Consider the following 21082-nt stretch of genomic DNA (forward strand, 5'->3'; position numbering starts at 1 on the left):
GCGGAAGCCGCTGGATCGGCGCGTTTTCAGGCGGTCTCGCGTGTCGAGACTTCGAACGCCTTGAGATCGAAGCCTGGAGCGGCCGCCTCGGCAGGACTGAGCGGCGTGTTGCGTGCAATGAGCTTGCGCGCCGCCATGTGGTCGGCTGGCCGATTGCATGATTCCACTGCCACCAAACGGCCGGCGCGGAAGCAAAGGACGCTGATCTGGTGCTGCTCGACGGAGCCGAGCACGACGGTTTCATCGTGCCCGTCGGCGAGGCCGGCGATTTGCAGCTTGAGTTCTCCCTGGTCGGTCCAGAACCAGGGCAGGGCGGCATAGCCGGCGGGCTTGCCCATGAGCCGGGCCGCCACGGCCTTGGCCTGGTCCACGGCATTCTGAACCGACTCGAGCCGGATGGCCTGTGGTGACCAGGGGCTGGGAAAGCTGACCACGTCGCCGATGGCGGAAATGGCCGGGTCGCTGGTGAGCAGATGGGCGTCGACAACGATGCCGTTGTTGACGGTCAACTGTGCCTGAGCAGCGAGTTCCGCGTTGGGCAGCACGCCGATGCCATAGACCACCAGATCCGCCGGCAGGACTTCGCCGCTGGCCAGCTCCACGCTGCGCACCTGGCCGCCATCGCCGTGGATTGCGGCGAGGCTCTGGCCATAGTGGATTCGCACACCCCACCGGGCGTGGGCGTGATCGAATACCTGGGACGTGACCGCAGAGAGGGCTCGGGCCATTGGCCGCGTGCCCAGCTCCAGCACGTCCACCGCGATGCCGCGTGCGGCTGCGACGGCCGCGAACTCCAGGCCGATGAAGCCCGCGCCAATGACCACTGCGCGCTTCGCGCTGCCCAGGCGCTGTGACAGCCCGTCGGCATCTGCCAGGTTGCGCAAGCCGAATACGCCGCCGAGCTCGATGCCCGCGACCGCCGGCACACGGTTGCGCGCGCCGGTTGCCAGCACCAGGTGCTCGTAGGCGAGTCTTTCGCCGCTGGCGAGGACAAGCTCGCGGCGTTCCCGGTCGATGGCAGTGGCACTGCCCTGTATGCGCGTGATGCGGTGCTCGTCAAAGTACTCGGGGGGGCGAAAGCGTAGCGCCGCCACGCCAACCTTTCCTAGCAGATAGGCCTTGGACAGTGGTGGACGCTGGTAGGGAACGCCAGGTTCGTCGCCAATGAGGGTGATCGCGCCTTCAAATCCCTCCTGCCGCAGCGATGCTGCAACCTGATAGCCGGCTTGGCCGGCACCGACGATGACAATGGAATTGTGGGACATAGAGTTCTGCTTCAAAGAGTTTGGTCAGGGGCGGTCTTGCGCTCGAAGATCGGATAACGGCCCAACGAGAGCAACGCGAGGCCACCAAAGAGAAACATGGGCCCGCAGACCCACAACGTCGCCTGGTACGAGCCGGTGCTCCGGTAGAGTTGCCCGAAGAGCCATGGGGCCAGCGTGGAAGCCAGCGTGATCAGCCCGAGGTGGATGCCGAACAGGCGGCCGTAGTCGCGCATGCCGAAATACCGCGAGACGAGAAAGGCCGCCAGGTCGAACTCGGCACCCGCGCCGATGCCCACCAGCATGACACCCAGCACGAGCCAGCCGGTATCGTTCGCGCCGCTGATACCCAGGAGCAGGCACCCCAGGGCCGGCAGCCCCAGGGCGACGGCGGCCACGCCAGGCGCCCAGAGGCGGTCCACCAGGTAGCCCACGACGACCCGCCCCAATATCAGCGACAAGCCAAAGCTGCCGAAGATGCGCGCTGCATCCCCTGCCTCCAGGCCTTTGTCGCGCAACAGGGGGACACCATTCGTGACCAGCGTCACCACGCAGGCCACGACCATGGACAAGGCGATGTTCAGAAGCCAGAAGCGGGGATTGCGCAGGCCTTCGCGCAGCGAGGCACCCGTGATCACGGCACCTGCTGACGATGCTGACTCGCTGTGCTTGCGGGCCGGGGCGCGGGCAGGCTCTTTCATCCAGGCCAGCACCAGGGGCAGCACCAGGATCATTGGCAGGGCCGCCAGAAGCCAGAAGGCCGCCTGCCAGTTCCATTGCGAGATCACGGCGCTCACCGCCGAGGGAATGAGCATGGCGGCCAGACCGGTGCCGGAAAGAACCAGCGCGAGAGCCAGGCCGCGGTTGCGCTCGAACCACAGGTTCACCAGATGGGTCCAGGTGACGTGCATGGTGCCCATGCTGGCCATGGACATCAGGAAAAAGCCCAGGTAGAGCGTCACGATCGAAGGCCCCAAGCGCGTCATGGCGATGAAGGCCAGGGAAAGCATGCACAGCGAGATCACCGTGACGCGCTTCATGCCAAAGCGCAGATTGAGCCAGCCCACGATCTGGGATGCGACCACCGATCCCAGAAACATGAAGCTCACTGCCGACTGAAGATCCGCGCGGGCCCAGTCAAAGGTCTGCTGCAGCGGAACCATCATCGCGCCGTAGGCATACAGCATGGATGAGTTGGAGTTGATCGCCAGTCCCAGCGTGGCCAGAATCACGATGCGCCACGCGCTCTTGAACTCGGTCAGATCGATGCCCAGGCCATGCGCGGTATGTGAAGAGGTGGGGAGAGGTTGTGTCATAGGGTGCCGGCAATGGGGAAGGGAAGGGCAGGTAGGGCCAGGGCCGGTTCACTCGCGCACGAGCAGAAGCGAGCCGGCCAGCGGGCCTCCGCCGGCCGCCGCGACCGCTACCTGGTGCGGCGCGATCTGGCGCTGTCCGGCGCGCCCCCAGAGTTGGGTGCAAGCCTCGTGCACATACCCAAGGCCGTGGGTTCTTCCCCCCGAGAGCTGGCCGCCATTGGTGTTCACCGGCAGGGCGCCGTCGCGGGCGATCCGCGTGCCGCCTTCGACGAAGCGGCCGCTTTCGCCCGCCGGGCACAGGCCCAAGGCCTCCAGCCAGAGCAGGGTCAGGATGGAAAAGCCGTCGTACAACTGGGCGCTGCGGACATCAGCCGGCTTGAGATCGGTTCGCTGCCACATCATGCGTGCCGCGTCGATGCTGGCCCCGCCGGTCAGGGAAACCTGATCCCAGGACCAGGGCTGGTGCAATGCCGAACCGATGGCCTCCAGGCGGATGGGGGGATTCGGTCCATGGCGCGCCGCATCCATGCGCGAGAGCACGATGGCCGTCGCCCCGTCGCAGTGCACGTCGCAATCGAACATGCGCAGGGGCGTCGAGATCATGCGGGAGGCCAAGTAGTCGTCCATGGTCATGGGCGTGCGGTACACAGCCTTGGGATTGAGCTCGGCGTTGGCACGGCAGGTCAGGGCGATTTGCGCCAACTGATCGGGGGTGGTCCCGTATTCGTGGAAGTGCCGCTGCGCGTACATGGCCATCAGGTTGATGGCCGAGTGCACTTCATAGGGGGTGTACCACTGCCAGAAGAAGCTGCTGTCGCGCCCGGCGGTCTTGTTGCTCAAGGCGTTGGCATTCTTGTCGAGCCGCCGCGCGCTCGCTTCGGTGATCGTGCGGAACACCAGCACATGGCGGCACAGGCCCGCGGCAATGGCCATCGCGCCGTTGATCACGCCGGCCAGTGGCCCCGGCCCTTCGTAGCCGCCGCCATACCAGTTGACGTGGAGCCCCATCGTGCCGATGAGCGCATTGGGGCCCACCGGGGAAAAGCTGTTGCCATTGTTGTTGTCGCCTGGCCAGCAAGCCACGCCGTCGATGTCCTTTCGCGTGAGACCCGCATCGGCAATGGCTTCCAGACATGCGTCCAGGGTCAGGCGCATGGCGGACTTGTCGGATGGGCGGGCCACTTCGGATTGGCCTACGCCGGCGATCGCCACGTTTTTTTCGTACAGATGGTCGAACATCATTCGGCTTTCTTGAACAGAGGGAGCCAGACGTCTTCGTGCTGCTCGAAAGTGACATGCACCGGCATGCCGATTCGCACCTGATCGGGCACTAATTCCACGACGTTGCTGAGCAGGCGCAGGCCGGGCTGATCGTCGAGCTCGACGATGGCCACGACGTAGGGGGTGGCCAGCTCGGGCTTCCACGCCTGGTGGTTGATGGTGTAGGTGGCGATGCGGCCGCGGCCGCTTGTGGCCTGCGGCGCCACATCCAGCGAACCACAGAATGGGCAGATCGGAGCGGGTGGATGAAAGAACCGCCGGCAGGTGCTGCAGCGATGGATCATCAGTCGGCCCGATTCCCCTCCCTGCCAAAAGGCCGATGAGTCGCTGGTGATCTGGGGCAGTTTTCGTGGCATGAACGCGGGGTATGTCGGGCTGGCAGTGGGTTGAATCAGGGCCGCTACGAATTGACGCAGGCGGGTTGAGAGAGTTTAATATCTGAACAAATTGCGTCAATGTGTCTAACTAATGGTTTCTACCAACCATCTGCATCTATGAGTGAACATTCTTTGGCGAACCGCCATATCGTTGTGACCGGCGGCCTGGGCGTGCTGGGCCGTGCCGTGGGGGCCGTGCTGGTCGAGCAGGGAGCCCGCGTTGTCCTGCTCGATCGTGTTGCGGCCCAGGATGTGCCTGGGATCACGGCGGTGATCGGCGGCATTGACCTGACCGACCCGGATGCCACACGGTCCGCATTCCAGCAGGCAAGCGAGCGGCTCCAGGGCTTCGATGGCCTGGTGAACGCCGCCGGGGGGTTCCGATGGGAAACGCTGGAGAGCGGAACCCTGGAGTCGTGGGATGCGCTCTATGCGATGAATCTGCGCAGTACCGTGGTGGCGTGCCGGGAGGCTCTGCCACGGCTGTTGGCGGCCGATGGCTCAGGCATCGTCAACGTGGGAGCGCTGGTTGCACAGAAGGCCGGAATGGGAATGGGGGCTTATGCGGCGTCCAAGGCTGGCGTCGCGCGGCTAACCGAAGCGCTTGCCGAGGAGGTCAAGGATCGTGGCGTGCGTGTGAACGCTGTGTGCCCCAGCATTCTGGACACGCCTGCCAACCGGGCCGATATGCCCGATGCCGACACCGCGCGCTGGGTATCGCCGCGCTCGCTGGCCGCCGTCATCGCGTTTCTGTTGTCGGACGATGCCAGCGCCGTCACAGGCGCGTGCATTCCGGTGGCCGGTCGGGTGTGATCATGGAAGACATGCGCTTGTCCCAGGAGCACTCGTCACCCGGGGCCGTTGGAGAGGGCGGCGGCAATGCCATGGCTTGGTCCGATCGCTACTTGCTTGGGCACGGTGACATGGATGGCACCCATCGCGAATTTGTCGCGTGCGTGGCGGCCCTTCAAACAGCGAAAGATGTCGATCTTGCGGGGTGCCTTGCCGCTTTCGAAGCACATGCCGTCGAGCATTTCGAGCAGGAGCGGCGCTGGATGGACTCCACCGGGTTTCCTGCCGCACAGTGCCATGTGGACGAACATACGGCGGTTCTGCGTTCCGTGCACGAGGTGCAGGAGATTCTGCGCAATGGCGGTCCAGGGCAGATAGCCCGCGATCTCGCCCATGCGCTCGCGAATTGGTTCCCAGGACACGCTGATTACATGGATGCTTCGCTTGCCCAATGGCTGGTCAAGCGCAGCCATGGTGGAGCGCCGGTGGTGCTTCGCCGCCGGCTGGAGCCCGCTGACGCGCCGCCTCTGCCGCCGGCCAACTGAGTCTTCGTTCCCGCTAGAGGCGCTTTGCCCCTGGTTTTCAATCCCCCCACAAGAGAAACGATCAATATGAGACTGGTGACATTTCAGGCTGCAGGCGAAGCCGCCCGCGCAGGCGCATTCATCGAGGGCGACCAAGCGGTGCTTGACTTGCGGCAGGCGGCGCAGACCGTGCATGGCGGCAGCGCGGACGCACTGGCGAGCATCCTCGCGCTGATCGAAGCGGGGCCCGCTGCCTCCGAGCTTGCGCGCGACCTGATCGCGCGCGCGCCCCGTGCGGCCGTCCGGGAGCGCAGCGCGGTCAGAATCCTGGCGCCCATCCAACCGCCACCGCAAATGCGCGATGCCTCTTGCTTCGAGCTGCATCTGCGCCAGAGCTATGCGGCAGCACGGCGGGCACGCGCGGCGCGCACACCGGATCCGGAGGCCACACTGAAGGCCATGAACACCCGCTCAGACGAGCGCGCGATCGAGACCTTCCTGCGCCAGCCCATCTACTACAAATGCAACCGTTTTGCGACCATCGGCGTGGACGACGATGTCGTGTGGCCCGGCTACAGCAAGGCGCTCGATTTTGAGCTCGAGTTCGGCTTCTACCTAGGCGCGCGGGCCAAGGACGTGCCCAAAGAGAAGGCGCGCGAGTACATCTTTGGCTACACGATCTTCAATGACATCAGCGCGCGTGATGCCCAGGCCGTGGAAATGGGCGGCATGCTGGGGCCGGCCAAGGGCAAAGACTTCGATACCAGCAACGTGATGGGGCCCTGCCTGGTCACTGCCGATGAGCTCCCCGATCCCTACAACCTGAACATGGTCGCCCGTGTCAATGGCGAGGAATGGGGGCGCGGCAATTCGCGCGACATGTATTGGAAGTTCGAGGATGTGATCGCGCATGTCTCGCGCTCCGAAACCCTGCATCCCGGTGAGTTCATCGGGTCGGGAACGGTGGGCAATGGCTGTGGCCTGGAGCAGATGCGCTACCTCAAGCCTGACGATGTCGTGGAACTAGAGGTGGAGGGCATCGGCCTGCTGCGTACGCGCATCACGCAGCCTTGATGGGCGTCCTCCACCCACGGGCGGGCGCCCTGGTTCCGTCGCCGCGGTGGCATGCAGCATGCTTCCGATCGGCGCCTTCACACAACGCAAAAAATCTGCCGCCGGTCGCGGCAGGGCACATCGAATGAGCAAAGACATTGATAGCGCACCTGGCTGGACGCCAGGACTGCGCGACACTCCCGTGGCGGCCTTGGCCCGCGCGGTTCTCGCGCATCCGGACAAAATCCTGTTCGATTTCAGTGGCGAGAAAACCACCTACGCCGAGTTCGACGCTCTCAGCAACCGCATGGCCCATGCGCTGCAGGCATTGGGGGTGAAGGCCGGCGCCACCGTCACTTCGCTGTTCGACAACCACCTCGACGCCGTGGTTCTTTGGATCGCGCTCAACAAGCTGTCCGCCGTGAGCGTTCCGTTGAACACGGCGCTCAAGGGCGAGTTCCTGCGCCACCAGGTGGCCGACTCGGGGGCCGAGATCGTGGTGTGCGATGCGGCCTACGCTCCGCGCCTGTTCGAGGTGGCCGGGCACCTTCAAGGCATTAGGCGCCTGTTGGTGCGCGGGGTTGTGGAAAATGGGTGTCCAGACGTTGGTTTTGCCATCGAAAGCCTTGACGATCACCGGGGGCACGACACCACGCCCCTGGCCGAGCTGCCCGATCCGGCCGCGCTCAACGCCCTGATCTACACGTCCGGGACAACAGGGCCTTCTAAGGGCTGCATGATCAGCGGCAACCAGATGTGCCATGTGGCGCGCCTGCTCCTGCGGGATGCGCCGTTCGGCCCGAACGATGTGCTGTGGACCCCGTTGCCGCTGTTCCACATGAACGCGATCGCGACCGGCGTGGTGTCCACGCTGCTGGTGGGTGGAACGATCTCGATCGCTCCACGGTTCTCGGTCAGCGGCTTCTGGCCTGCCGTGGAGGCATCCGGGGCCACCGTGGTGTCCATCCTGGGCGCCCTGGGTACGCTGCTGGCCCAGGCACCGGACAATGACGCGATGAGGCGCTGCTTCGGCCAGATCCACACGGTCAAGGGCAATCCGTTCACGGAAGACATCAAGGCGATGTGGCGCACCCGCTTCGGCGCGCGCCACATCGGCTCCAACGCCTACGGCCTGACGGAGGCGCTGATCACGTCGGTGCCAGCCGGCGAGCCGGTTCCTCCAGGCTCGTCGGGACGGTGCGCTCCCGAGTTCGACGTGCGCATCTTCGACGACCAGGACAATCCGCTGCCGCCCGGGCAGGCCGGCGAGGTTGTGTGCCGGCCCCTGCATCCCGACATCATGTTCAAGGGCTACTGGCGCCGGGCCGAGGACACGCAGAAGGTGATGGGGAACATGTGGTTCCACACGGGAGACATTGGCAAGTTCGACGAGGCCGGGTTCTTCTACTTCGTGGACCGCAAGAAGGACTATCTGCGCCGGCGGGGGGAGAACATCTCCAGCTTCGAGATGGAATCGGCGATCCTGCAGCATCCCGACATCGAGCAGGTCGCGGTTCATGCCGTGCGGTCGAATCTGGGCGAGGACGACCTGAAGGTCACCGCCAAGCGGGTGGCGGGTGCCCAACTCACCGAAGAGGCCCTGTGCCGCTGGATGGTGGATCGGGTGCCTTATTACGCCGTGCCCCGTTACATCGAGTTCCGGGTCGAACTGCCGGTCAATCCGCAGGGGCGGATTCTGAAGTACCAGCTGCGCGATGAAGGGGTGACGCCTGCCACCTGGGACATCGAGTCCTCCACCATCAAAGTGCAGCGCTAGAGGAGCACCACCATGTCCGTTTCAGAATTGGCCGGCCGCCGCATCCTCATCACCGGAGGGGCCAGTGGCATGGGCGAGGGCCTTGTGCGCTCGCTGACGGGCATGGGGGCGCTGGTCGTGTCCATGGACCTGAACCGCGAACGCGGCGAAGCCGTTGCCAAGGCGGCGGGAGCACGGGGCTTCATGGAGGTCGATGTGGCCGACGAGGGCTCGGTTGCGCGCGCGGTCGATGCCGCCTGCACCCGCCTGGGCGGCCTGGATGTGCTGATCCATGCCGCGGGCATCGCGCCGTCTTCGCCGGCGCAGGGGACCAGTCTGGCGTTGTGGGAAAAGGTCTTTGCTGTCAATGCCACGGGTACCTTCCTGATGAACCGGGCGGTGTTTCCCCATATGAGGGAGCAGGGCGGCAGCATCATCAACTTCGCTTCCGCAGCCGGCGCGCTGGGGCTCCCCAACAAGTCTGCCTATTCGGCCGCCAAAGGGGCTGTCCTGGCCTGGACCCGCACCGTGGCCCAGGAATGGGGGCCCTACAACATCCGCGTGAATGCGATCGCCCCGGCCATCTGGACGCCCATGTATGACCAGACCCGTTCCGAAATGAGCCCGGAGCAACTGAGCGCGCACGATGCGCTGATGGCCAGGGTGATCCCGCTGGGCGGCAAGCTGGGCGACATGGCGCAGGATCTGGTGCCGGTGCTCGCCTTCCTGGCATCTCCCGGCGCGCGTTTCATGACCGGCCAGATCTTTGCCGTCGATGGCGGGACGCTGATGGTGCGCTGAGCCGGTGGTCAGGCAGGAGCGGCACCTGCCAGCGGACGCAGTTCTCCCGCCAGCAGCGCTTGCCGGACTGCAGCGCGGCCGACTTTGCCGGCATCGGTGCGCGGGACGTGCGCGAGGAGTAGGTGCCTGGGCCGCTTGAAGGAAGCCAGGTGCTGCCCGCAGTACGCCATCAGCTCGGCACGCAACGCCTCCAGCGCGTGCGATGGGGCCGGCTCGCGGGGTTGGACCAATGCGCAGACACTCTGGCCCCATTCGGGATCCGGCAGTCCCACGACGACTGCGTCGGATACCGAAGGATGCTGCATGAGAACGGCCTCAATCTCGGCAGGGTAGATGTTGACGCCGCCGGAAAGAATGAGATCGGAGCGGCGGTCGCAAAGGTAGAGCCAGCCTTCCTCATCGAGGTATCCATAGTCTCCCGCGGTGAACAGGTCACCGCGCTTGACGGAACGGGTCTTCTGTGGATCGTTGAAATACTCGAAATCGAAGCCATCATTCATGTAGATCAACCCGGGCTCGCCGGCAGGAAGCTCGGCTCCGCCCTCATCCAGGATGGCGAGCTTGCTGAACGGATACCTGCGGCCCACTGTCCCGGGGCGCCGCAGCCAGTCGTCGCTGCCGACATAGGTGCCCCCTCCCTCGCTGCACGCGTAGTACTCGTGCAGAACAGGGCCAAGCCACTCGATCATCCGGCGCTTGGTCTCCGGCGGGCATGGGGCAGCCGCGTGAATGACGGTTCTGAGGCTCGAAAGGTCGTAGCGCTGCCGGATAGCCTGCGGAAGTTGCAGCAGGCGGTGGAACAGGATCGGCACCAGCTGCACGCTGTCGATGCGTTCGCTTTCGATCAGGGCGAGCACGCGTTCGCTGTCCCATTTTTCCAGCAGCACGAGCCGATGCCCGAGATGCAGCATCTGGATGGCGCGGGAGCCGGGAGCCGCGTGGTAGAGCGGCGTGCAGACCAGGTGCGCCCCATTGCCCGCGCGCAGGCCGAACATGCCCGAATAGAGCGGAAGGGTGCGCGCCAATGCCCCTTCGGGGGGCAATCCTGTCAGCGGCCGCCGAATTCCCTTGGGGCGTCCCGTGGTGCCGGAGGAATAGAACATGGTGCTGCCTGCCAGCCGGTCGCCAAGAGGGGCGTCGGGCTGCGCGTCCAGCAAGGATTGCAGATCGCGAAAACCCGGTATGTCTCCCGCAACCGCCAGGCGCCCTTGCTCGGGGAGTGCCGCCTGTCGGGCCGCCTGGCTGGCCGTGGAGGCAAAGCGATGATCGGCAATCAGCACGCGGCTCATGCTGTTGGACAACAGGTAGGCCAATTCTTCGGCCGTCAGGTGCCAATTCAAAGGCACCAGGTAGGCGCCTATTTGCGAGATGGCGAGCGCGCTCGCCAGCCAGTCGCTGGAGTTCGGCAACAAGACCGCGACGGCGTCGCCGGTCTTCGCACCGCAGCCGCGCAGCGCATGGGACAGGCGATCGACGCGGTCGCGCAGCTCGCCGAACGTGCTGCAGCCGCCATTGGATTCCGTGATCGCGATGCGGCTGGGCTGCCGCTCGGCAATTTGCCAGAAGCCCAACGCACCCTCGCAAAGGTAAGCGGGATCGACTGCCGGCATAGGGCTGGCGTTGGCCGGGGATCTGATTTCAGGCATGGACTATTCGATCGTGATGCCTGCCGCCCGGATGGCCTGTGCCCAGGCCAGCGTATCGCGCTTTTGCAGGGTGGCAAGCTGGTCGGGCTTGCCAAGCAGTGGCTGCAGCCCGATGCTGGTAAGGAATGCCTGGCCCTCGGGCGCTTCCAGCACCTCGTTGATCAACTGGTTGAAGCGTTGGATTGCGAAGGCTGGCATCCCGGCCTTCCCGTAGAGAGCCAGCCACGCGGAGACGTCGAAATCAGCGACGCCCGACTCCGCGAGGGTAGGAATGTCGCTGGCGGCGGCGATGCGCGCGCGCGTCGTCACGGCAATTGCACGCAGGCGGCCGGAGCGCACATGTGGCAGGTAGCCCTGAGGGTCGCCAAAGGCGTAGTCAAGATGGCCGCCGATGATGTCGGAAACCACCTGGGCCAAGGTCTTGTACGGCACGAAGGTCGCCTGCAATCCCAGGCGCTGCTTGAGAATCTCGCCAGCGAGCCTTCCGGTGATCGCCGAACTGGCGTAGCTCAACTGGCCCGGCCTGGATTTGACGAAGGCGACGAACTCCTGAAACGTGCTGACCGGCACGCGCGCGGGGTTGACCACCAGGATGTAAGGCACGGTGGCCATGGAGGCGATCGGCGCGAAATCCTTTTCCGGATTGAATGGGAGGGTTTTGTACAAGCTGACGTTGGCCGCCTGGGTCGAGGATCCTGTCATCAGGAACTGATGCCCATCGCCTTTCATGCGGGCGACAGCGTCCGCCGCAATGTTGCCGCCTGCGCCAGGCTTGTACTCGATGACGAACACGATCTCGGGATGGCGCTTTTGGATCTGCTCGGTGCAGTAGCGAATCAGCCCGTCGATGGCACCGCCACCGGCGTATGCCACCGTGATCGAGACAGGCTTGGTGGGCCAGATGGTTTGGGCGTAGCCAGGAGCTGCCCATGTCGGGAGTGCACTGGCCGCGAGGCCAAGCATCCGACGCCGGGTCCAGAAAATCATGTGGATGTCTCCGTTTCGATTGGCTGGGAGGCCATGCCTGCCATTTTCACTGGTTCCTCCGAGGCTCTTTCGTGCGAGTTCCCCGGACATTTGCCATGGATGGGCGGGTTCTCCAGGGGCGCTGGTCTGTCGCTCAGCGCCAGCCGCCACTGCGAGCCGCAGGAGGTTCGTCAAAGTGGGGAGGGTGGGGCGACACGCTGGCTCCCCCGTGCATGCGCGGCTGAATGGCGCTCAGAAAGTTGTAGGGAAACAGCGGTGGCAACGCGCTCACCTGATCAAGCCGGGTACGGAGTTCGGAAGGCAACTCGAAGTCCAGCGCGCCCAAGCTGTCCTGCAGCTGTTCGAGCCGGGTGGCGCCCAGGATCACCGAGCTGAGCGCCGGGCGGCCCGACAGCCAGTTGATGGCCACCCTAGCCATGGGCTGCCCCAATTCATTGGCGACGGATTCGAGCGCGGCGACGATCTCCCAGTTGCGCGGCGTCAGCTTGTTCAGCGCGGGTGTCGCCACCGCGGCGGTGGCCTTGATGCGCCCAGCCTGCTGTGCTGGTGCCTCCACATTGGGCTGGTACTTGCCGGACAGCAGGCCGCCGCCCAAAGGACTCCAGGCCACCAGCCCGAGGCCCACTTCCTGGCACATGGCGGGAAACTCGTACTCGATGCCGCGCTGCACCAGCGAATACTCGAGCTGCACCGCGCAAGGACCTTCGAGGCCATGGTACTGCGCCAGGGTGGTGATGCGCGCGGCATACCAGGCGGGCACGTCCGAGAGCGCCCAGTGGCGGATCTTGCCGGCGCGCACCAACTGATCCATGCTGCGCAGAACCTCCTCCGCCGGCGTGATGCCATCCCATGCATGGAGGTAGTAGAGATCCACATAGTCCGTCTTCAGCCGCGCCAGCGAGGCATCCAGGGAACGGATCAGATTCTTGCGGCCGTTGCCCGCGGCGTTCGGGTTGCCTTGCGGGTTCTGGTGATTGAAGCTGTACTTGGTGGCCAGAACGACGCGATCGCGCATACCCGTTTCCGACATGAATTCGCCCAGCCAGGTCTCGGCGGTGCCTTGCGTGTAGATGTCAGCCGAATCGATGAAATTCCCCCCGGATGCCAGGTAGGCGTCGAACATCGCGCGTGCGGTCTCCCGATCGCAGCCCCAACCGTTCTCGGTGCCAAAGGTCATGGTACCCAGGGACAGGCGCGAGACGCGTAAACCGGTACGGCCAAGCAGGTGGTATGTGGTGGGTTGCATCGGGTCTCTCAGGTTCTTGCTGAAATTGAAACACATTGACAATAAGTGTTCAAACATTAGACTGTGCTGGCTCGGCTGATGTCAAGTCCGGGCGGCTGTCCCGGGGGCCATTCCCCGTCCCATCACCCTGACGACCTATGCTGATCGACGCCCACGCCCACCTGCTGACTCCTGGAATGCTCAACCGCCACGATTTCTGGGGGCCTTTCATGAAGATGCAGGGGTTCACCGTCGGGCACTTCGCGCTGGGAACCAAGCAAAAATCGAAGGCCACCTCGGACCAGCAGGCGGAGGCGAACCTGCTGGCAAAGATGACGCATGCCGCGCGCCGCGAACTGATGGCCCAGCGCGGCGTGGACCAGATAGTGGTGTCCACGCCCTCGCATGCATTCATGTACTGGGCGGACGACTTCGGAAGCGAATACGCGCGCATCTGCAATGACGAGATGTCCGCCTACTGCGCCCAGGACCCGGCGCACTTTGCTTTCTGGGCACACGCCAACCTGGCCGATCCGGTCGCGGCTGCACGCGAGATCGAGCGCGCCGTCACGCAACTCGGGGCCAAGGGGGTCTGCGTGGGGGGCGCCAATTTCAAGGGCCTGCAGGCCTATAGCGAGGAATTGTTCCCCGTTTGGGAGGCTGTCACGCGGCTGGATGTGCCGCTGATGGTGCATGGTTACAACCAGTCCGTATGGTGGGGCGACAAGCATGCGGAAGACCGTTTCGAGACCACCTCGATCGTGGGCGATTGCGTCGATGAAACCCTGTTCTTCTGGTACCTGATCTGCGGCGGCGCGCTGGACGTGTTCCCCACACTGAAAACCTACATCAACCACGCCGGTGGCATGGCGGTGTTCCAGCTCGGGCGCCTGGCCGAGCTGAACAAGTCGATGGCGCCCGACGCACGCAACAAGCGCCCGTTCATGGACTACCTGTCCAACTTCTGGTTCGACCTGGACGTGCACCATCCGGCGCTGCGCCGCGCCGTGGTGGAGGTGGTGGGCGCCGACCAGGTTCTCTATGGCACCAACTTCGGGGGCGCCTACGACAATGGCGACCTGACCGCCGGACTGGGCCTTTCTGACGCCGATGTGGCCAAGATCCGCAGCGGGAATGCGCGCCGCCTGCTGAAACTCGATACCTCCGTCGCGGCATGACGGGTTTTGTCCTGAGCCGACGCCAGGTCTGGCTGCTCGTGTTCGTCACCCTGTTCTGGGGGGTGAACTGGCCCATCATGAAATCAGCCGTCAGCGCCTATCCCGCGATGGCATTCCGGGCCTGGTCCATGGTACTGGGCCTGCCGTGCCTGTGGGTGGGGCTGAAGCTGCTGCGGGTTCCCCTGCAGGTGCCACGACGGTACTGGGGCGAGTTGCTGCTGCTGGCAACCACCAACATGGTGGCCTGGCACCTGTGCCTGATGTGGGCCCTGCCGGGCCTGAGTTCCGGGCGGGCGGCGATCATCGGCTACACCATGCCCGTGTTTTCGGCGCTCTGGGGCATGTTGCTGTATCGCCAGCGCCTGTCCCGGCCGCAATGGGTGGGCGTGGGGAGCGCGACTGCAGGCGTGGTGTTGCTGCTGTGGCATGAGTTCTCGCGCCTCAGCGGGGTTCCCTTGGCCGGGCTCACCCTGCTGGCCGGAACCGCGGTGTGGGCCCTGGGAACCCAGCAACTGCGGCGTAGCGCCATGGATGTGCCTGTGCTCGCGATCGGGTTCTGGATGACGGCGATCACGGCAGTCGCGGTTCTGCTGTATGTGGGGATCACCGATGGCCTGCCCGCGAACCAGCCCTCGCCAGGGGTCTGGGCAGCGATCGCCTACAACGCACTGTTGATTTTTGGGTTTTGCCACGTGGCGTGGTTCGCCCTGGCCCGCGCCTTGCCGCCAGTCGCAGCGAGTGTCAGCATTTCCCTGATCCCCGTGCTCGGGCTGCTGTCGGGCGCGCTGTGGCTGAACGAGGCGCTGCATTGGCAAGACGGGGCCGCGGTGCTCTTGATCATGCTGGCGATTGGCGTTGCCTTGCATCCGGCGGGAACGGAGACTTCTTGAAGGCGCCTTTCATGGCCAGTCCCCCCTGGTAATTTGCGATAGATCAACAGGGCAGGCGTTTCGGCTTCGGGTAAACCTCTAGAAGTTGAACACAAATAGAAAAACTGTCCTAAATTGTCTCCATGCCGGCAATCGTGCCGGTCCCAAGGAGACGATGAAATGTTGACGCGTAGCAATCCGGTGTTGTCCGACGGAACCAGAATCTCGGACCTCATCAATCTGGACACCCGTGAAGTGAAGATGCGGGTCTTGTCCGATGCCGAGCTGTACCAGCTCGAGATGGAAAAGATCTTCGCCAAGACCTGGGTCTTCCTGGCCCATGAAACGGAAATACCCAACTCGGGAGATTTCGTCCAGCGGGATATGGGTTCGGATTCGGTCCTCGTCACGCGTGACCGCGAGGGCCAGGTGCACGTGGTGCTCAACGTCTGCACCCACCGGGGCATGAAGGTCTCCACGCTGGACGTGGGCAACACCCAGGCCCACATGTGCATCTACCACGGCTGGGCCTTCAAGCCCAATGGGGACTTCATCGGCGCCCCCGTCGACAAGGAGTGCATGCACGGGAAGATGATGAGCAAAGAGCAACTCTCGCTCACCAAGGCCCGCGTGGCGGTCTACGGCGGCATGATTTTCGCCACCTGGAACCTTGACGGCCCTTCCTTCGACGAGTTCCTGGGAGACGCAAAGTTTTACTACGACACCATGTGGTGCCGTACCACCAGTGGCATGGAGGTTTTGGGGCCGCCGCAGCGCTTCATCATCAAGGCCAATTGGAAGACAGCTGCCGAGCAGGGGGCATGCGATGGCTATCACACGCTGACCCTGCACCGCTGGCTGGGTGAGATCGGCCCCTATGCGAAGAAGCCCAATGCCGAAGGGGGTGGGGCGGACCTGACACCGGAAATGTATGGCGTTGAAGTCTGGACTGACCATGGCCACACCATGCGTTGTATCGATCTGGGCCGCAAGGTTCACCGGATCACGGGCAGGGATCCAGCCGAGCTTTCGCCCCAGGAAAAGCTCACTGTCCTGCCCCCCCCGGGCTTGACGGCCGAGATGATCCCCGATGTGGTGAGCCGCCTCTCGCCTGAGCAGATCGAGATCATGAGCTCCAACCCGCCGCAAGTGGGCAACTTCTTTCCCAACGGACTGTTCGAGTTCATCTACCTGCCGACGGCCGATGGCAAGGTGACGGGCGCGATGGCCCTGCACACCTATGTGCCCATGGGGCCGGATAAGTTCATGTTCATGAACTGGATCCTGGCAGAAAAGGATACGCCGCCCGAGCAGAAGGCCGCGATGCTGCGCATTTCCTGCCAGTTCCTGGGCACTTCCGGCATGGTGGAGCAGGACGACTCGGACACCTGGCCGCACCAGACCATCGTCTCCAAAGGGGCGATGAGCAAGAACATCACGCTCAAATACCAAGCCAAGTATGAGACCGGCAAGCCTGACGGCTGGCCGGGTCCCGGTCATGTTGGCAGCGGCTTCACCAAGGACGACACCAACTGGAGCTTCTGGCAGTACTGGCACGAGCTGATGACTCGCGAGTCTTGAGCCGCCGATGCCAACCCTTCACCACCAGGAGATCACCATGTTTGCCAACCTGCTCGAACCCACGCCTCTGCCATCCACCGTGCGCGGCAACCGCATGCCTGTCGGCAGTCCCCTTTACAACGAATGCGTCGAATTCCTCATTGACGAGGCGGAGATGCTCGATGAGCTGCGCTTTGACGAATGGCGCGCGCTGCTGGCGCAGGACATCGAATACAACGTCCCGCAGCGCTTGACACGCCCCGTGCGCATGCAGGATGGCACGACCATTCGAACCGTTCAGCACATGCACGACAACTACGCCTCGTTGATGCTGCGCGTGCGCCGTATCACGGAAACCCGCAGCGCCTGGTGCGAAGACCCTCCCTCGCGCACGCGCCGGATGGTCAGCAACGTGCGCGTCTACAAGACCGACAAGCCGAATGAATTCAAGGTGCAGAGCTACATGCTTCTCACCCGGAACCGATTCGATTTTGACTATTTTGACCTGATCCCCTGCGACCGCCATGACGTGTTGCGCAAGGAAGGCGGCGCCTTGCAACTGGCGCGGCGCGAGGTCCTGATTGACCAATCCGTGCTCGGCACGCCCAACCTCGGCATTTTTCTGTGACCTGCGGTGTCGCGTTCCACCTTTGAGGAAAAAATGAAAACCACCTATCGTTCCGAGAAGCTCGAAGAGGCTTTCGCTGCACTTTCGGCCAACTACCGAGGGACCGACATCGACCTGTACGCGGTGTGCCGCGACAGGCGCGCGACGTCGCCGGTCGCGACCGGCGACTTCATGAACAGCATCGGCGTGCCCACGCATGCCGGTGCCAACCACGGCCACCCGACCTTCACCCTGTTCAAGTACAACGACGTCAAGAACGTGCTGCAGGACTCCGCCACCTTCAACAGCCGCTTCATGGCCAAGGGCTTCGGCAGCTTTTTCAGTGCCGACGGACTGGTCATCACGGCCATGGATGGCGAGGCGCACCGCAAGGCCCGCGGGCTGCTGCAGCCGGTGTTTGCACCCGATGCCGTGCTGCCCTGGCGCGCCGCGATCGAGCACCAGATCCGCGACGAGTTCATCCTGCCCCTGGTGCCCGACAAGCGCGCCGACCTGCTGGACTTCGGCCTGTACTTCCCGATCCGCGTCATCTACGGATTGATCGGCTTTCCCGACGAGGAACTGGGCAACTTCTACGAGTACGCGGCGATGGGCCTGACCGTGCTGGCTGGCCCGAAGATCGACCCGGCCGAAGAGGCCGCGTCCCGCGAGCGCGCGATGAAGGCCACCAACACCTTGTATGAGACCGTGATGGCGCTGGTCAAGCGCCGCCGCGCCGAAGGAGCTCCCGGAGACGACCTGGTGTGCCGCCTGCTGCGCGCCGAATTCGAGGGGCGCAAGCTCGACGACCACGAAATCACGACCTTCGCGCGTTCGATGGTGGCCGCCGGCGGCGAAACCACCACCCGGACCTTCAGCTCAATCATGACGCTGCTGCTGCAGCGTCCAGCCCTGGTCGAACGGGTCCGCAACGATCGCAGCCTGGTGTCCAAGCTGATCGACGAGGGGGTGCGCTTCGAGCCCGTGTCCACCGTCAAGGTGCGTCAGGCCGTTCGCGATGTCGAGATCCGGGGCGTGCAGATCCCCAGGGATGCGATGGTGCAGTGCGTGGTCGCCTCCGCCAACCGCGACGAAGAGATCTTCGACAACAGCGACACCTTCGACATCGACCGCCGCCAGAAGCCGTCCTTCACCTTCGGCTTCGGCCCGCACATGTGCATTGGCCAGTACCTGGCGAAGATGGAGCTTTCCATCGCCATCAACGCGGTGCTCGACCTGTTCCCCAACATCCGGCTCGATCCGGACCGCCCCGCGCCCGTGATCGCCGGCAGCATGCTGCGCGGCGCGTCCTCCGTGCCCGTGATCTGGGACTGAAGCCCCAGGCCGTCAAATCAGCCGCACGGTGTGCCCCGCCGGACGTGCCCGCCGCGATGTGCGGCGCGGCCGGCGCGGCGCATTCCCGATCGTCCCATTCGCGATCGGGGTCCCATCTTTTGTTTGCATATTCCTTTATCTGGAGTCCATCATGAAACTCGACGACCTCATTCTTGTCAGCGTTGACGACCACGCGATTGAGCCGCGCGGGGCTTTTGATCGCCACATGCCAGCCAAATTCAAGGGCCGCCAGCCCAAGGTGGTTCAAAGCAGGGGCCGTGACGTCTGGGTCTTCGAAGACCGCGCGACAGGCTACATGGGCCTGAACTCCGTGGTGGGGCGCCCCAAGGACGAATACGGCATGGAGCCTTTGGGCTACGAGCACATGCGCCGCGGGACGTGGGACATCAAGGCCCGGGTGGACGATATGAACGCCAATGGTGTGCTGGGCTCCATCTGCTTCCCGACCTTTCCCGGTTTCGCGGGGCAGCGCTTCCAGCAGTACAGGGATGCGCGGGAGGTTTCGTTCGCCGCCATCCAGGCCTACAACGACTGGCACCTGCACGACTGGTGCAATGCAGCGCCGGGGCGGTTCATTCCGCTGAGCCTGATTCCATGGTGGGATGGTGAACTGGCTGCCCAGGAGATCCGCCGCATGGCCAAGCTGGGGGTTCACGCGATCTCCCTCTCGGACAACCCCGCGCTGCATGGGTTCCCCTCGATCCACTCCGACCATTGGGATCCGGTGTGGAAGGCTTGCGCGGACAATGACGTGGTGATCTGCTGCCACATCGGCACCGGCGTCAAGGCCGAGCATGCCTCGGACCTCACGCCGATCGATGCCTGGATCACCTCGATGCCGATCTCGATCGCCAACTCGGCCGCCGACTGGATATGGGCCCCCATGTGGAAGAAGTACCCCAATCTGCGCATGGCCCTCTCCGAGGGCAGCATCGGATGGATTCCATACCTGCTGGAGCGTGCCGACTTCACCTACCGGCACCATCACGAGTGGACCATGACGGACTTCGGCGGCGGCAAGCCCAGCGACGTCTTCAGGCAGCACATCATCACCTGCTTCATCGAAGACGAGTTCGGCTTGCGCAATCTGGCCGACATCGGCGAAGACAAGGTGACCTGGGAGTGCGACTACCCGCACTCCGACTGCACCTGGCCGGGTTCGCCGGAGATCTTCCATGCGCAGACCCGGCACCTGACGGACGCGCAGATCGACAAGATCGGCCACCTCAACGCCATGCGCGAGTTCTCCTACGACCCGTTCTCCATCCTGGGACGCGAGAACTGCACCGTGGGAGCGCTGCGGGCGCAGGCCAAGCACGTGAGTGTCGAACCGATGCTGGGCATGGGGGGGGCCAAGCCGGTGCGGCAGACGGGCAAGCCGGTGACCTCGGGCGACATCAACAAGATGTTCGCTGATGCGGACGCAGAGACCGCGCTGTAGCCTTTGGGAGCATCAGATGAGCCATCTCTACGATCTGGGGGCTGCAAGATGCGGGCGGCCGTGATTGCCGAGCGCGGACTGCCGCCGGTTCTGCAGGACTTTCCCGAACCACAGGCTCGCGAGGGCGCGACCTTGATCAAGGTCGATACCGCGGGGCTGGGAGGCTGGGATGTTCTGGGGGCCTACCGCCTGGGCGTGCAATTCCCGTGCGTGATTCGGGGCGAGGGGGTAGGCCACGCCCCGGACGGGCGCCGGGTCTATTTCGGCGAGCGCTCGGTGGCGCCCTTCGGGGCCTGGGCCGAACGCACCTTGGTACCTACCGAAGAGGTGTGGGACGTTCCCGACGATGTCGACGATGCGCTGGCCATCACCATGGGCATCGCGGGCACCGGCGCACTGCTGCCGCTGGAACAGGCCCGCATCCAGCCTGGCGAAACCGTGCTGATCTTGGGGGCCACGGGAACGCTCGGGCAGCTCGCCCTGCAGCTCGCGCGCATTCTGGGCGCTGGCCGTGTGGTGGGGGCGGCCCGCGATGCGGCCGCCCTGGAGCGCTTGCGCGCGCGGGGCCTGGCCGACGCGGTGGTGGCCCTGGGCGGCACCGACGATGCCGTGGCCCTGAAGGCCGTGGCGGGCGAGGGGTTCGACGTGGTTCTCGACGGCGTATGCGGTGCGCCCATGCTCGCGGCGCTGAAGGCCACGCGCTGGGGCGCGCGCATCCTCACCGTCGGCACGGGGGGCGGGCGCGAAGTGAAGCTCGATATCGCCGACCTGCTGTTCCGCACGCTCAGTTGCGTGGGTACGGGGCAGCGCTCGGCCAGCGATCGCGAGGCCACCTGGCGCCGGCTCCTGCGGATGGCGCACGAGCATCGCATCACCTTTGACCATGTCGGGTATCGCTTCGACCAGATGCCGGACGCCTGGGCAAGCCAGGTGGCGGGGCCACATGCCAAGATCACCGCTTCTCTCAAGGCCTGATCGGAATTCGGCACGAACCAGAAGGATGGCGCGGATGCCAGGCTGGGAGGGTATGCGCGAACCTAGTGTTAACCCT

Annotated in this window: 19 protein-coding genes; 12 read left to right on the forward strand and 7 right to left on the reverse strand. The window is 64.5% G+C overall.

The window, feature by feature from the left end:
* Positions 1-26: 26 nt before the first annotated feature.
* The 4 genes from QZ709_RS00710 to QZ709_RS00725 are packed head-to-tail and all read right to left on the reverse strand — an operon-like array spanning position 27 to position 4215.
* Positions 27-1265 carry an FAD-dependent oxidoreductase gene (locus tag QZ709_RS00710; protein WP_060987193.1) on the reverse strand — a complete coding sequence of 413 codons (1239 nt, stop codon included), beginning with the start codon at positions 1263-1265 and terminating at the stop codon, positions 27-29.
* 11 nt (positions 1266-1276) lie between these two features.
* Entirely contained in the window at positions 1277-2578 is a 1302-nt protein-coding gene (locus tag QZ709_RS00715; RefSeq protein ID WP_060987192.1) for an MFS transporter, read from the reverse strand.
* A gap of 48 nt (positions 2579-2626) precedes the next feature.
* Positions 2627-3820 (reverse strand): thiolase family protein, encoded by a 1194-nt coding sequence (locus tag QZ709_RS00720; RefSeq protein ID WP_199726993.1) that lies wholly within the window; start codon positions 3818-3820, stop codon positions 2627-2629.
* Complete coding sequence (locus QZ709_RS00725; RefSeq protein WP_060987191.1) at positions 3817-4215, reverse strand: Zn-ribbon domain-containing OB-fold protein; 399 nt, start codon at positions 4213-4215, stop codon at positions 3817-3819. The genes QZ709_RS00720 and QZ709_RS00725 overlap by 4 nt, the downstream gene beginning before the upstream one ends.
* Positions 4216-4353: 138 nt before the next feature.
* On the opposite strand from QZ709_RS00725, the gene QZ709_RS00730 reads away from it, so the two are divergent.
* The 5 genes from QZ709_RS00730 (at position 4354) to QZ709_RS00750 (ending at position 9162) form a co-directional block, all read left to right on the forward strand.
* Positions 4354-5049 carry an SDR family oxidoreductase gene (locus tag QZ709_RS00730; protein WP_121506344.1) on the forward strand — a complete coding sequence of 232 codons (696 nt, stop codon included), beginning with the start codon at positions 4354-4356 and terminating at the stop codon, positions 5047-5049.
* A 110-nt stretch (positions 5050-5159) separates the two neighbouring features.
* The gene (locus tag QZ709_RS00735; protein WP_233559581.1) at positions 5160-5573 is read left to right on the forward strand and encodes a hemerythrin domain-containing protein; all 414 of its coding nucleotides are present in this window, start codon (positions 5160-5162) and stop codon (positions 5571-5573) included.
* Positions 5574-5597: 24 nt separating this feature from the next.
* Complete coding sequence (locus tag QZ709_RS00740; RefSeq protein WP_242421853.1) at positions 5598-6626, forward strand: fumarylacetoacetate hydrolase family protein; 1029 nt, start codon at positions 5598-5600, stop codon at positions 6624-6626.
* 124 nt (positions 6627-6750) lie between these two features.
* Positions 6751-8382, forward strand: coding sequence for an AMP-binding protein (locus QZ709_RS00745; protein WP_294635478.1), 1632 nt, complete (start codon positions 6751-6753; stop codon positions 8380-8382).
* A 12-nt stretch (positions 8383-8394) separates the two neighbouring features.
* Positions 8395-9162: an SDR family oxidoreductase gene (locus tag QZ709_RS00750; RefSeq protein WP_063460671.1), complete on the forward strand. Its 768-nt coding sequence runs from the start codon at positions 8395-8397 to the stop codon at positions 9160-9162.
* A gap of 8 nt (positions 9163-9170) precedes the next feature.
* Here the strand turns inward: QZ709_RS00750 and QZ709_RS00755 are convergent, their stop codons facing one another.
* The 3 genes from QZ709_RS00755 to QZ709_RS00765 all read right to left on the reverse strand — a co-directional run bounded on the left by QZ709_RS00755 (position 9171) and on the right by QZ709_RS00765 (position 13041).
* Positions 9171-10808: an AMP-binding protein gene (locus QZ709_RS00755; protein ID WP_121506346.1), complete on the reverse strand. Its 1638-nt coding sequence runs from the start codon at positions 10806-10808 to the stop codon at positions 9171-9173.
* A gap of 3 nt (positions 10809-10811) precedes the next feature.
* A complete protein-coding gene (locus QZ709_RS00760; RefSeq protein WP_158603245.1) occupies positions 10812-11795 on the reverse strand; it encodes a tripartite tricarboxylate transporter substrate binding protein in 984 nt (327 codons plus the stop codon).
* A 133-nt stretch (positions 11796-11928) separates the two neighbouring features.
* Positions 11929-13041, reverse strand: coding sequence for an aldo/keto reductase (locus tag QZ709_RS00765; protein ID WP_060987200.1), 1113 nt, complete (start codon positions 13039-13041; stop codon positions 11929-11931).
* Positions 13042-13178: 137 nt separating this feature from the next.
* Here QZ709_RS00765 and QZ709_RS00770 point away from each other — a divergent pair, with 137 nt between their 5' ends.
* The 7 genes from QZ709_RS00770 (at position 13179) to QZ709_RS00800 (ending at position 21006) form a co-directional block, all read left to right on the forward strand.
* Complete coding sequence (locus QZ709_RS00770; protein ID WP_060987184.1) at positions 13179-14198, forward strand: amidohydrolase family protein; 1020 nt, start codon at positions 13179-13181, stop codon at positions 14196-14198.
* Entirely contained in the window at positions 14195-15088 is an 894-nt protein-coding gene (locus QZ709_RS00775; protein ID WP_121506348.1) for a DMT family transporter, read from the forward strand. Before QZ709_RS00770 ends, QZ709_RS00775 begins: the two co-directional genes overlap by 4 nt.
* Positions 15089-15247: 159 nt before the next feature.
* A complete protein-coding gene (locus QZ709_RS00780; protein ID WP_060987182.1) occupies positions 15248-16648 on the forward strand; it encodes an aromatic ring-hydroxylating dioxygenase subunit alpha in 1401 nt (466 codons plus the stop codon).
* Between the two features lie 37 nt (positions 16649-16685).
* Positions 16686-17255, forward strand: coding sequence for a 3-phenylpropionate/cinnamic acid dioxygenase subunit beta (locus QZ709_RS00785; RefSeq protein ID WP_060987199.1), 570 nt, complete (start codon positions 16686-16688; stop codon positions 17253-17255).
* A gap of 33 nt (positions 17256-17288) precedes the next feature.
* Entirely contained in the window at positions 17289-18569 is a 1281-nt protein-coding gene (locus QZ709_RS00790) for a cytochrome P450 (RefSeq protein ID WP_060987181.1), read from the forward strand.
* Between the two features lie 151 nt (positions 18570-18720).
* Positions 18721-20031: an amidohydrolase family protein gene (locus QZ709_RS00795; protein WP_060987180.1), complete on the forward strand. Its 1311-nt coding sequence runs from the start codon at positions 18721-18723 to the stop codon at positions 20029-20031.
* A gap of 48 nt (positions 20032-20079) precedes the next feature.
* Positions 20080-21006, forward strand: coding sequence for a zinc-binding dehydrogenase (locus tag QZ709_RS00800; protein ID WP_060987179.1), 927 nt, complete (start codon positions 20080-20082; stop codon positions 21004-21006).
* The last annotated feature ends 76 nt before the right edge of the window (positions 21007-21082 follow it).

The organism is uncultured Aquabacterium sp., assembly GCF_913773725.1.
Lineage (GTDB): Bacteria > Pseudomonadota > Gammaproteobacteria > Burkholderiales > Burkholderiaceae_C > Aquabacterium.